This window comes from Marichromatium bheemlicum, assembly GCF_012276755.1.
GTDB classification, from domain to species: domain Bacteria; phylum Pseudomonadota; class Gammaproteobacteria; order Chromatiales; family Chromatiaceae; genus Marichromatium; species Marichromatium bheemlicum.
Window position 1 is genome coordinate 1 of record NZ_JAAXKX010000019.1, and the last position, 12,560, is coordinate 12,560.

6 protein-coding genes and 1 tRNA gene are annotated in these 12,560 nt (G+C 68.7%); 2 read left to right on the top strand and 5 right to left on the bottom strand.

Going from position 1 to position 12,560, the window contains the following annotated elements; all coding sequences use genetic code 11:
• Nucleotides 1–459 precede the first annotated feature (459 nt).
• Nucleotides 460–1,389, top strand: a complete 930-nt coding sequence (locus HF203_RS12455) for a DUF4346 domain-containing protein (RefSeq protein WP_168670197.1) — start codon at nucleotides 460–462, stop codon at nucleotides 1,387–1,389.
• A gap of 27 nt (nucleotides 1,390–1,416) precedes the next feature.
• Here HF203_RS12455 and HF203_RS12460 read toward each other — a convergent pair whose 3' ends face one another.
• From HF203_RS12460 to rnr, 5 genes are all read right to left on the bottom strand, one after another.
• The gene (locus HF203_RS12460) at nucleotides 1,417–2,661 is read right to left on the bottom strand and encodes a pectin acetylesterase-family hydrolase (RefSeq protein ID WP_168670199.1); all 1,245 of its coding nucleotides are present in this window, start codon (nucleotides 2,659–2,661) and stop codon (nucleotides 1,417–1,419) included.
• A 253-nt stretch (nucleotides 2,662–2,914) separates the two neighbouring features.
• Nucleotides 2,915–6,820 carry a phosphoribosylformylglycinamidine synthase gene (gene purL / locus HF203_RS12465; RefSeq protein WP_168670262.1) on the bottom strand — a complete coding sequence of 1,302 codons (3,906 nt, stop codon included), beginning with the start codon at nucleotides 6,818–6,820 and terminating at the stop codon, nucleotides 2,915–2,917.
• 117 nt (nucleotides 6,821–6,937) lie between these two features.
• Nucleotides 6,938–8,383: a glycosyltransferase gene (locus tag HF203_RS12470; protein ID WP_168670201.1), complete on the bottom strand. Its 1,446-nt coding sequence runs from the start codon at nucleotides 8,381–8,383 to the stop codon at nucleotides 6,938–6,940.
• A 520-nt stretch (nucleotides 8,384–8,903) separates the two neighbouring features.
• Complete coding sequence (rlmB, locus tag HF203_RS12475) at nucleotides 8,904–9,647, bottom strand: 23S rRNA (guanosine(2251)-2'-O)-methyltransferase RlmB (protein WP_168670203.1); 744 nt, start codon at nucleotides 9,645–9,647, stop codon at nucleotides 8,904–8,906.
• The gene (rnr, locus tag HF203_RS12480) at nucleotides 9,644–12,349 is read right to left on the bottom strand and encodes a ribonuclease R (RefSeq protein ID WP_168670205.1); all 2,706 of its coding nucleotides are present in this window, start codon (nucleotides 12,347–12,349) and stop codon (nucleotides 9,644–9,646) included. The genes rlmB and rnr overlap by 4 nt, the downstream gene beginning before the upstream one ends.
• A gap of 118 nt (nucleotides 12,350–12,467) precedes the next feature.
• Here rnr and HF203_RS12485 point away from each other — a divergent pair.
• Nucleotides 12,468–12,554, top strand: a tRNA-Leu gene (locus HF203_RS12485).
• The last annotated feature ends 6 nt before the right edge of the window (nucleotides 12,555–12,560 follow it).

A 12,560-nucleotide genomic window follows, 5' to 3' on the forward strand; every position in this document is an offset into this window, starting at 1 on the left:
ACGCCGTTGCCCGATGATGGCGTGCCGATGCTGGGTGAACCGTCCACGGACGTTCCCGGCTCGTCGATGCGGCGGCTGACGGGTCGCTGCGCGCCAGCCCAACCGACGCTAGACCCGTGCCCGCGACCGGGGAGATTGAACCGCAAAGCGCGCAAATGGGCTTGGCTCTCAAGACCTCAATGCCGATACGGCTCGCTGATGGCTCGCCGAAAGCCGCTCCACAATGCATGCTCTCCGCACCTCTCACGAGTACAGCCAGGATACACGCCCCTGTCCGGTCGACTATCGCCCCCGAGACGCTGGCACGATAGACTGAGGTCGAGATACTCGCCGGCACATTGGCGCCGCCGAGCCCCTGATTACCCATCCCGCGTACCAAGACCCACCATGTCGGATCGACACAGCCTCATTGGACCTGCCCGGAAACGCCCAAAAACGTTATTGATTCTCATGCGCGCAATGGCGCAACTCCTGCCTCGGGATGCCGATGGCGAGAACCGCCTGGCCGTCGCCGCCTTCCAACGCCTCCAGTGGGTTCGCGACCGACTCGGCGGCGCAGCACGGCGACAGCGAGCGGCATCGAGCATCCCCGGCTGGCCACCGCTACCGGGCGACTACGTGGTCGGCGACGCCACGGCGCCGGTGGCGGTGTGCACGCTCTCGGACCGAACCCCACTCGAACCGCTCGCGGCGCTGCCCGGGGTGGCGATCGCGGGACGGCTGGTCACGGTGAACCTGGGCATCGAGCGCTTGCTGACGAACACCACCGCCAACCCCAATATCCGCTTCCTGTTGTTATGCGGACGCGACTCACCGGTCTTCCACACCGCGCAGGGGCTCGGCGCCCTCATCGCCAATGGGGTCACGCCGGAGCAGCGCATCATCGACGCCCAGGGCCACTTCCCGGTCCTCGCCAACGTCACCGCCGAGCGCATCGCGCGCTTTCGCCGCCAGATCCAGCTCATCGACCTGGTAGGCATCGATGAGCGCAGCCGGATCGCCCGCGAGATCGCCGAGGCGGCACGCCGCGCCGCCCAGCTCGACCCGCTGACGGCGATCGAGGCGGAGACGGTCGAGACACCCCACTTCACCCCGTTGCCCGCCGGAGGACAACGCCGGCCGGTTGGCTATGACCCCAAGGGATTCTTCATCATCAGTGTCGACCCCGCCGCCGGCGAGATCCTCTGCCGTCACTATTGGCCAGACCACAACCCCGGGCACGAGATCCGCTCCCACTCCGCCGAGCGCGTCCTGCTCGGCCTGCTGCGCGCCGAACTCGTCACCCAGCTCGACCACGCCGGCTATCTCGGCGCCGAACTGGCCAAGGCCGAGACCGCACTGCGCCTCGGGCTCGATTACCACCAGGACCGACGGCTGGCGCGACGTTGAGCCGCCCCAGCAGCAGCTGCAACAGGGTCAGAGCGTCAGATCCAAGCCCTCGGGCGGCAGACAGGCGGGCACACAGCTCGCATTGCGCCAAGCACTCCCGAACAACCAACGGCGTTCGATCATGTCGTTGAACCAGTCGCTCAGCTCGACGCCACCGGCGCTGTCCTCGTTATAGAAGTCGTCATAGAAAGAGACCATGTGGGTCTGCCCCTGGGCGAGGTAGAAGCGGTAGTTCCAGGTGGTGAAGGCGGTGCCCCACATCGAGGCGCGGGCGCGGGCGGTCCACTCCAGCCCAGAGAGCAGTAATTGCATCGGATCGAACCAGCGCTCGGGGTTACCGATATTGCTCGAGACGTTGAAGAAGAGCACCTGCACGGCGTCATAGGCGCGGGTGTACTGGCCGAAGCGAGCGCCCGGATACCGCCAGCCGAGGGCGTTGAACAGTCCTGGCACCAGCCCCCCGGCAGTGCCGTCGAAGGCGGCGGCGATCTCGGGGGCGAGGTTCTCGCGCGCCCCCCACACCCCATCCGGGGCGAGCGCGCGCTCGAACAGGTCCTCGGAGATCACGCCGTTGGAGGAGTCGACCAGCACCCGCACCCGCTCGACCCCGGGAAAGCGCTGCGCCACCGCTGGATAGTTGTAGAGCACACCGTAGCCGCCGGCACTGGCACCGACCAAGATGATCTCCTGGGGCGGCTCGCCGAGCTCTTCGGCATAGTAATCGGCAAGGTATTCGAGCACGGCGATGACGTTGTCGTGTCCGCGGTGATAGATGGTCCAGTCACGACCATCGGGTAGCGGATAGGTGGTATCACGCGCGCCCAGGTGCAGGTCCCCGGTGCAGTACGGCAGATAGACCTGGAGATGGCCTCGCAATGCATTATCGGGGCGGTGGATGTCGAGTATGCCGCCGAAACCGGCCAGCTCGTCCGGGGTCTCGTCGACGACGGGATAGTAGAGTTTGGAGCCGGCGAGCGCGGCATCGATACAGGTCCCGGCATCCCAACAGGCGCCGCCGCCATCGAAGAACAGCAACAGCCGCCGCGGATCACCATCGCGGATGAAGAAGGCGTAGTCGGTATCGGTGGCCACCACCTCCCCCCCCTCCAGCCGTGGCGAACCGGAACAGGCGGGGGTACGGAAGACCCCCTCGGTGTCGATGAAGGGGGCGGCGGCCTCGATCCGCTGCCAGTCATCGGCGAGCGCGACATGCGCCGCGAGGCTCGTGGTAACGGCGAGCAAGGAACAACACAACGATTTGCGAGCATCCATGGACATCACCTCAATGTGATCGCGATCCCAAGGCGACTCGAACGACCGCTCGCGCCCTCGCCGCCCGTTACCCCGCCCTCAGGAGGCGACGGGGTCCCTGGCCGGAGACGGCGTATCGCGCCCGGCACCAGTGCCGAGACGACACCGACGCACGATACGCCATCACCGAACACTCGATGCGAAGGGCAACGTCCATGCTGCCAAAGACCGATCGCGCCCGTTGCAGGCGCGACCGAGATGCGACTAGACCGGACTAGTCAACCCAGACCCGCGCGTTACGGAACAGCCGCATCCAGGGCGCATCCGCGCCCCAGCCATCCGGGTGCCAGCTGTGCTGCACGGTGCGGAAGACCCGCTCGGGGTGCGGCATCATGATGGTCACCCGACCATCGTCGGTGGTCAGGCCGGCGATGCCCTCGGGCGAGCCGTTGGGGTTGGCCGGGTACTGCTCGGCGACATGACCGTCGTTCTCGACGTAGCGCACCGCCACCGCCGCACGCGCCGCGGCGAGATGGGCCTCGTCGCGGAACTCGGCGCGTCCCTCGCCGTGGGCCACCGCCACCGGCATCCGCGAGCCGGCCATGCCGGCGAGCAGCACCGAGCGGGTGTCGGCGGCGACCTCGAGCATCAGGGTGCGGGCCTCGAACTGCTCGGAACGGTTGCGCACGAAACGCGGCCAGTGACCGGCGCCGGGGATCAGCTCGTGAAGGTTGGAGAGCATCTGACAGCCGTTGCACACCCCCAGGGCGAAGGTGTCGGCGCGCTCGAAGAAGGCCTGGAACTGATCGCGGGCGCGGGCGTTGAAGAGGATGGTCTTGGCCCAGCCCTCGCCGGCGCCGAGCACGTCGCCGTAGGAGAAGCCGCCGCAGGCGACCAGACCGCGGAAGCGGCTCAGCTCGGCGCGCCCGGCAACGACGTCGGAGAGATGGACATCGACGCACTCGAACCCGGCGGCATGGAAGGCCGCGGCCATCTCCACCTGACCGTTGACGCCCTGCTCGCGCAGGATCGCCATCGGCGGGCGCGCGCCACGGGCGATATAGGGCGCGCTGAGGTCCTCGGCCGGGTCGAAGCCGAGGCTGGCGTTGAGACCGGGATCGGCGGCATCGGCGATGCGCGCATAGGCCTCGTCGGCGCACTCCGGGTCGTCGCGCAGCGTCTGCATGCGATGGCTGGTCGCCGACCAGGTGCGCTGCAGCTCGGCACGGGTGGCGGCGAACAGGGTCTGCTCACCGCGCCGGATGCGCACCCGACCATCGACCGAGGGCGCGCCGAGACGGGTCACGCAGTCGCCCAGACCGGCCGCCTCGAACTCGGCCAGCACCGCGGCGCGCGCCGCGCTCGGCACCTGCACCACCGCGCCCAGCTCCTCGTTGAACAGCGCCGCCAGGTCGTCGCCGGCGAGCGGCGCGAGATCGATATCGAGCCCGCAACGCCCGGCGAAGGCCATCTCGGCGAGGGTGGCAAGGAGACCGCCGTCGGAGCGGTCGTGATAGGCGATCAGGTGGCCCTGGGCGCGCAGTGTCTGGATCGCGGCGAAGAAGCCGCTGAGCAGCGCCGGGTCGTCGAGATCGGGCCCGACCTCGCCGAGCTGGCCGTAGACCTGCGCCAGACAGGAGCCGCCGAGCCGGTTGGCGCCCCGCCCGAGATCGACGAGCAGCAGCTCGGTGTCGCCGAGGTCGGTGCGCAGCTGCGGGGTCAGGGTGGTGCGCGCGTCACGCACCGGGGCGAAGGCCGAGACGATCAGCGACAGCGGCGCGGTCATCTCGCGACGCTCGCCCTCGGGGCCCTGCCACACCGTCTTCATGCTCATCGAGTCCTTGCCGACCGGGATGGCGATGCCGAGCGCCGGACACAGCTCCAGGCCCACGGCGCGCACCGTGTCGTAGAGCCGTGCGTCCTCGCCCGGGTGACCGGCGGCGGCCATCCAGTTGGCCGAGAGCTTGATGTCGCCGATACGGGCGATATCGGCCGCGGCGATGTTGGTCAGCGCCTCGCCGACGGCCATCCGCCCCGAGGCCGGGGCGTCGAGCAGCGCCAGCGGGGTGCGCTCGCCCATCGCCATCGCCTCGCCGGTGTAGCCCTGGTAGTCGCTCAGGGTCACCGCACAGTCGGCCACCGGCACCTGCCAGGGGCCGACCATCTGGTCGCGCGCCACCTGACCGGTGATGCTGCGGTCACCGATGGTGATGAGGAAGCTCTTGTCGGCCACCGTGGGCAGGCCGAGCACCCGCTCGACGGCCTCGTCGAGGGTGATCGCGGCGGTGTCGAGCGGCGCGCGGCGCGGGCTGACGTGGCTGACCTCGCGGTGCATCTTCGGCGGCTTGCCGAAGAGCAGCGACATCGGCATGTCGATCGGGGTGTCCTCGAGCTGACGATCGCCGAGCTTGAGTGCCTCGGACTCGGTCGCCTCGCCGACCACCGCGTAGGGGCAGCGCTCACGCTCGCAGATGGCGCGGAAGCGCTCGAGCCGCGCGGCGTCGACCGCCAGCACGTAGCGCTCCTGGGCCTCATTGCACCAGATCTCCATCGGCGACATGCCGGGATCGGCGTTGGGCACCTCGCGCAGCTCGAAGCGCCCGCCGCGCTCGCCGTCGTGCACCAGCTCGGGCAGCGCGTTGGACAGCCCGCCGGCGCCAACATCGTGGATGAAGAGGATCGGGTTGTCCTCGCCGAGCGCCCAGCAGCGGTCGATGACCTCCTGACAGCGGCGCTGCATCTCGGGGTTGGCGCGCTGCACCGAGGCGAAGTCCAGGTCCTCGGCCGAGGCGCCGGTGGCCATGCTCGAGGCCGCGCCGCCGCCGAGCCCGATCAGCATCGCCGGGCCACCGAGCACGATCAGCGGGGTGCCGGCGGGGAAGGACTGCTTGTTGACGTGCTCGGCGCGGATGTTGCCGAGCCCGCCGGCGATCATGATCGGCTTGTGATAGCCGCGCAGCTCGTCCTCACCCTCAGCAAGACCGGGGACGGTCTGCTCGTAGGTGCGGAAGTAGCCGGCGAGATTGGGGCGGCCGAACTCGTTGTTGAAGGCCGCCGCGCCGATCGGCCCCTCGAGCATGATGTCGAGTGCCGAGACGATGCGCCCGGGCTTGCCGTGGTCGACCTCCCAGGGCTGCTCGAAGCCGGGGATGCGCAGGTTGGAGACCGAGAAGCCGCACAGCCCGGCCTTGGGCTTGGAGCCCTGGCCGGTGGCGCCCTCGTCGCGGATCTCGCCGCCGGAGCCGGTGGCCGCGCCGGGATCGGGGGCGATGGCCGTCGGGTGGTTGTGGGTCTCGACCTTCATCAGCACGTGGATCGGCTCGGCGTGCGTGCCGTAGACGCCGCTATCGGGGTCGGGGAGGAAGCGCTCTCCCATGCTGCCCTCGATCACCGCCGCGTTGTCGCTGTAGGCCGAGAGCACGCCCTCGGGCGCGCACTGGGTAGTGTTGCGGATCATCGCAAACAGCGAGCGCGGCTGCGCCTCGCCGTCGATGGTCCAGTCGGCGTTGAAGATCTTGTGGCGACAGTGCTCGGAGTTGGCCTGGGCGAACATCATCAGCTCGACGTCGCTGGGGTTGCGCCCGAGCGCGCCGAAGCTCTCGGCGAGATAGTCGATCTCGTCCTCCGAGAGCGCCAGCCCCAGCTCGGTGTTGGCCGCGACCAGCGCCGCGCGCCCGCCGCCGAGCAGGTCGACGCGGCGCAGCGCACGCGCCTCGGCGCGTACGAACAACTGCTCGGCCTCCTCCAGCGCGCCCAGCACCACCTGGGTCATGCGGTCGTGGAGCAGCTCGGCGGCGCGCGCCAGCAGCGCCGCCTCGGGGGCCGTGCCGTCCTCCAGGGTGACGTAGTAGGCGATGCCGCGCTCGATGCGCTCGACCGCCACCAGCCCGCTGTTGTGGGCGATGTCGGTGGCCTTGGTCGACCACGGCGAGATGGTGCCGGGGCGCGGCACCGCCAGCGCCAGCGCGCCCTCGGGCTCGTGCTGGGGCAGGCTCGGCCCATAGCTCAGCAGGCGTTCGAGCACCTGCTGCTCGGACCAGTCCAGCGGGCGCGAGAGCTGGGCGAAGTGGACGTATTCGGCATAGACCCGCAGCGGGCGGGCGGTATGCTCGCTCAGCCGCTCGGCGAGCTTGCGTAGACGGAGATCGGAGAAGGCGGGCGCGCCACGGAGGACCAGCATTGGCAATGTGCTCATGGTTCGGGTTTCAAGCGAAGACCGAACATGATACTTGACCATCACCCCAAAAATCGCCACCCCGGCGTGATTTTCACCCCGGGGTGACGTGCTCGGCGCTGATCAGGCGTGCGGTTCGCTGGGCCGGCCGAGCATCAGCGCATCGCGCACCTGCAGCACGCCGACCCCGAGCAGGCCACCGATCACCACCAGCAGATAGATCACCGCCACGGGTTGCTGCTGCAACACGAAGCCGAGCAGCGCGAGTCCCGCGACGAGCTCCGGCAGACCGCCGCGCCACTGACGGCGACGCGCGCTCGCCGGTCCTTGCCGCTTGGGGGTGCGGACGAATTCACTACGGTGACCGAGCAGCGCCTCGGCCCCGGCACGGGCATTGGAGAGCAGCAATCCACTGGTCAACACCAGGGCGCCGGCGACCTCGCGCGTGGTCTCGCGCACACCGCCGCCATGACCGGCAAGCACCAGGAAACCGACCGGCGCGAGCAATCCGAGCACCGAGGCGAGGATCGCCACCGTGCCCAGCACCGGTCCACCGACGGCCGCCCCGGCAATGAACGGCAGCCCCATCAGCAGACACAGCGAGCCGAGCAGGAAGGCCAGGGGTTGGGCCAGCTCGAGGCTGATCATCAGCTTCTGCCACGGTGCCAGCCGTGGGCTCGACCAGATCATCGGGGCGAGCTTGAGGAAGCACTGGGCAAAGCCCTTGCTCCAGCGAAACTGCTGGGCACGCCAGGCGCGCGTCGAGGTCGGCAGCACCGCCGGCACCTCCAACCCGCCGAGGAAGGCCGAACGCCAGCCGCGCAGGTGCGCGCGCAGGCTCAGGTCGAGGTCCTCGGTGAGGGTATCGCCCTGCCAGCCACCGGCGGACCGGATCGCCTCGCGCCGCCACAGCCCCCCGGTGCCGTTGAAGGGCACCGGCAACCCGAGTCGCCAGCGCGCCTCCTGTTCGACGCGGAAATGGCTGTCGAGCAGCCGCGCTTGCACCCGCGTGAGCAGGCTGTGGTGGCGGTTGCGATGCGCCCACCGGGTCTGCACATAGGCCAGTCCCGGATCGGCCTTGAGCACCGCCACGGTGCGCCGCAGGAAGTCCGGCGGCGGCGCGAAGTCGGCATCGAAGATCGCCACCAGCGGAGCGTCCGAACACTCCAGTCCGGCGGCCAGGGCGCCGGCCTTGAAGGCGGTGCGCTCGCGCCGATGGATCAGCTCGATGGACAGCCCGGCGGCGCAGGCGCGGGCCACCGCCTGCTCGCTGAGCGCCAGCGAGTCGTCGGTGCTGTCGTCGAGCACCTGTACCCGCAGCCGCTCACGCGGCCAGTCGAGCGCGGCGATATGTTCGAGCAACGGGCCGACCAGCTCCCCCTCGTTGTAGAGCGGCAACTGCACCAGCACCTCGGGGTAATGTGCAGGATCGAGTTCGGCGCTGGCGAGTGGCCGTCGCGGCGCCAGCAATCGCGCCAGACTCAGGGTCGCCAGGTTGGATGAGAAGAACGTCAGCACCACCAGGGTGAGCGTGAGGAGCGGAATGAGCATCCATTCCAGTGCGGTCATAGCGGTCGATTCCGTCAGGCTTCAACGATACGATCCCCATCGTTCCATCACGATCGGGGGGTGGGCGTCTGACCGAGTCGGGCCGCGACGCAAATCACTAAAATCTCTGTGGGATTTTACGCGTTCGCGGGATCGAAGCAATCATCAGCGTCGGCCGCAAAGGTTGAATCGCAAGATCGCCTAGCCCCAAAACGGAGAAGCGCGATCCGGCCTCAGGCCCAACGAGGCGCAGCATGCCCGGCGAAACGCCTCTGCTCACGACCTCGCACCCTCCCCGGCGTCTCCTCGCGCCTCGACGATTCGGCCCCCGTTGCCCACGGGCGACTGATGGCTCGCGGTTGGCCGCTGGAGGTGGATTGCTGGGTCGTGGGCGGGTAAGCGCTGGTGGCGGCGGACGGATCGCTGGGCGCTGATCGCTCGTACGAGGCGATTCATCGCGGATCGACATGGACAAGATGACACGCCACCACCCCATCGCCACCGAATGACGGCAACGACGGGGTGCGGCGCATTGGTGGGTTCAGCGACGCCGTTGGCGCAGCGCCTCGTAGAGGCAGACGCCGGCGGCGACCGAGACGTTGAGGCTCTCGACCTGACCGAGCATCGGCAGCCGCACCAGGGCGTCGCAACGCTCCCGGGTGAGACGACGCAGCCCGCTGCCCTCGCTGCCCATCACCAGCCCCAGCGGACCGCGCAGGTCGGTGTCGTAGAGCTCGGTGGTGGTCTCGCCAGCGGTGCCGATCAACCAGATGCCACGCTCCTTGAGTCGATCCATGGTGCGCGCGAGGTTGGTGACCTGGACATAGGGTACGGTCTCGGCGGCACCACTGGCGACCTTGCAGGTCACCGGGGTGAGACCGACGGCGTTGTCCTTGGGCGCGACCACCGCGTGCACCCCGACGGCGTCGGCACTGCGCAGACAGGCGCCGAGGTTGTGCGGGTCCTGCACGCCGTCGAGCAACAGCAGCAGCGGCGGCGCCTCGAGGGCATCGAGCAGACGATCGAGATCGGCCTCGGCGCGCGCCGCCGGCACCCGCACCCAGGCCACGACACCCTGGTGGTTGGCGCCCTCGGCGGCGCGCTCCAGGGTGTCGCGATCGACCTGGCGCACCTCGACACCGGCGGCGCGCGCCAGCTCGGCGAGTTCACCGAGCCGACGGTCGCGCCGGCTGCGTTCGAGCCAGAGGGCACCGACCCCATCGGCGCCGAACTTCAGCGCCGCGCGGGCGCTGTGGATCCCGGCGACAGCGGCGCAGTCCTTCATGCCTGCGGGGCCCCGTTGTTACCCGTACCATTGCCGCTCTTGCGCTTGCGTCGATTACGCGAGCGTGGCTTGCGCGCCTTGGCCTCACCCTGCTTGGCCTCGGCCTGCGGCGGCTCGGCCTTGGCGGCCTCGGTCGGTTGCGGCACGGGTGCGGCGGCCTCGGCGCTCTTCTTCGGCTTGCGCTTGCGCGGGCGTTTCTTCGCCGGTTTGGGGGCGTCCTCGCCCGACTCACCCTGGGGAGCGGGTTCGGCGGCCGGCTCCGGCTGTCGCTGCTGCGCCTGCTCGGACACCGCGGGCTTGCGCGCGCCCCTGGACTTACGGCGAGGCTTGCGCGGCTTCGGCGTCTCCTCGGTGGCGCCGACCTCGGGTGCATCGGGCGCCGCGACCTCGGGCGCAGCCTGCTCGAGCGCCTCGACCGATTGCTGCGACGGCTTGTCGGTACGCGGCTTACGGCTGCGATTGTTGCGCTTGCGACCGTTACGGGCAGCGGGCTTGGCGCTAGGCTGCGGCCGCGCCGATTCGGCGAGCACGAAGTCGATCTTACGATCGTCGAGGTTGACCGCCGCGAGCTGCACCCGCAACCGATCGCCGAGCCGGTAGACGGTGCCGGTGCGCTCACCGTCGAGCCGGTGCCCGATGGGGTCGAAGTGGTAGAAGTCGTTGTCGAGGGCGGTGATGTGCACCAGACCGTCGATATGGACCTCGTCGAGTTCGACGAAGATGCCAAAGGAGTTGACGCTGGTGATGGTGCCGTCGAACTCCTGACCGAGCTTGTCGCGCATGAACTCGCACTTGAGCCAGTCGGAGGCGTCGCGGGTGGCCTCGTCGGCGCGTCGCTCGGTGCCCGAGCAGTGCTCGCCGGCCTGTTGCAGCTCGGTCTTGGAGTAATCCAAGTCAGCGGCGGTGGCGCCGCTGAGCACCTGCTTGATGATGCGGTGGACGATGAGGTCGGGATAACGCCGGATCGGCGAGGTGAAGTGGGTATAGGCGTCGAAGGCCAGACCGAAGTGACCGGCGTTGTCGGAGCTGTACATCGCCTGCTGCATCGAGCGCAGCAGCACGGTCTGGATCAGACGACGATCGGGGCGATCCTTGACGTAGTCGAGCAGCTCGGCATAGTCGGAGGCCGTCGGCTTGGCGCCACCGGGCAGACGCAGCCCGAGCTGGCCGAGGAACTCGCGCAGGTCGCTGAGCTTCTCCTCGCTGGGGGTGTCGTGGATACGGAAGAGTGCCGGAATGCGACGACGCTCGAAGAAGCGCGCGGCGGCGACGTTGGCCGCGAGCATGCACTCCTCGATGATGCGATGGGCATCGTTGCGGACCACCGGCACCACACCGGCGATGCGCCCCTGGTCGTTGAACTCGAACTTACTCTCGGTGGTATCGAAATCGATCGCACCACGGGCGTTGCGCGCCTGCTGCAGCACCCGGAAGAGCTGATAGAGCTCGTGGAGGTGGGGCAACACCTCGGCATACCGCTCGCAGAGCGTGGGGTCGCCGGCATCGAGCATCGCCCAGACCTCGTCATAGGTCAGGCGCGCGTGTGAGCGCATTACCGCCTCGTAGAAGCGGCTGCGGATCATCTTGCCCTCGCTGTTGAAATACAGCTCGGCGGTCATGCACAGCCGGTCGACATCGGGGTTGAGCGAGCACAGCCCGTTGGAGAGCACCTCCGGGAGCATCGGGATCACCCGATCGGGGAAGTAGACCGAGTTGCCGCGGGCATAGGCCTCGGTGTCGAGCGCGGTGCCCGGACGGACATAGCTCGAGACATCGGCGATGCTCACCAGCAGCTTCCAGCCCTTGGGGGTGCGCTGGCAGTAGACGGCATCGTCGAAGTCGCGTGCATCGGCCCCGTCGATGGTCATCAGCGGCAGCTTGCGCAGGTCGACCCGACCGGCCTTGGCCGCCTCTGGCACCTGCTCGCTGAGCCCGGCGATCTCGGCCTCGACCTCGGCCGGCCACTCCACCGGCAGGTCGTGGGTGCGGATGGCGATGTCGGTCTCCATGCCGGCGGCCATGTTGTCGCCGAGCACCTCGACCACCCGCCCGATCGGCTGGGTGCGACGGGTTGGCTGGTCGGTGATCTCGGCGACCACGATCTGCCCTTGCTCGGCCCCGGCACAGCGATCGCTGGGGATGATGACGTCATGGGCCAGGCGCTTGTTGTCGGGCATCACGAAGCCGACACCGCTCTCCTTGTAGAGACGCCCCACTACCGAGCGGGTGTTGCGCTCGAGGATCTCGACCACCGCACCCTCGAGACGGCCACGACGGTCGCGCCCGCTGACCCGGACCACCGCGCGGTCTCCGTGGAACAGCGTGCGCATCTCCTTGTTGTAGAGATAGAGGTCGTCACCACCGGCATCGGGACGCAGGAAGCCGAAGCCATCGGGATGACCGATCACCCGGCCGGCGATCAGATCGCGTTTGTTGACCAGACAGAAGGCGTCGTTGCGGTTACGCACCAGCTGACCGTCGCGCACCATGGCGCCGAGACGGCGCTCGAGGGCGATCTGGTCCTGCTCGTCGCTGAGATCGAGCGCGCCGGCAAGCTCCTCGAAGGACTGCGGCGCGCCCGCCTCCTCCATGCGTTTGAGGATGAACTCGCGGCTGGGGATGGGGTTTGCGTACTTCTTCGCCTCGCGCTGGCGATGCGGGTCCGCGTGTCGCGCGGTCGATGAGGGTCTTCTTTTTGGCACGTGAATCCAATCAGTCGGAAAAAAATCCAGTTTAGCGTTGACAGGGTCGGCTTGTCTCACTATTATTTGCCGCCTCGCCAGGGAGCGACGGGCAAGTGCCTGTAATCCCGACCCTCATGCCGAGGTGGCGGAATTGGTAGACGCGCATGGTTCAGGTCCATGTGGGCGAAAGCTCGTGGAGGTTCAAGTCCTCTCCTCGGCACCATCTCCC

Coding starts and splice junctions, on each gene's coding strand:
- HF203_RS12455 (WP_168670197.1), top strand. CDS start 460: ATGGCGCAACTCCTGCCTCGGGATGCCGATGGCGAGAACCGCCTGGCC.
- HF203_RS12470 (WP_168670201.1), bottom strand. CDS start 8,383: ATGACCGCACTGGAATGGATGCTCATTCCGCTCCTCACGCTCACCCTG.
- HF203_RS12460 (WP_168670199.1), bottom strand. CDS start 2,661: ATGGATGCTCGCAAATCGTTGTGTTGTTCCTTGCTCGCCGTTACCACG.
- rlmB (WP_168670203.1), bottom strand. CDS start 9,647: ATGAAGGACTGCGCCGCTGTCGCCGGGATCCACAGCGCCCGCGCGGCG.
- purL (WP_168670262.1), bottom strand. CDS start 6,820: ATGCTGGTCCTCCGTGGCGCGCCCGCCTTCTCCGATCTCCGTCTACGC.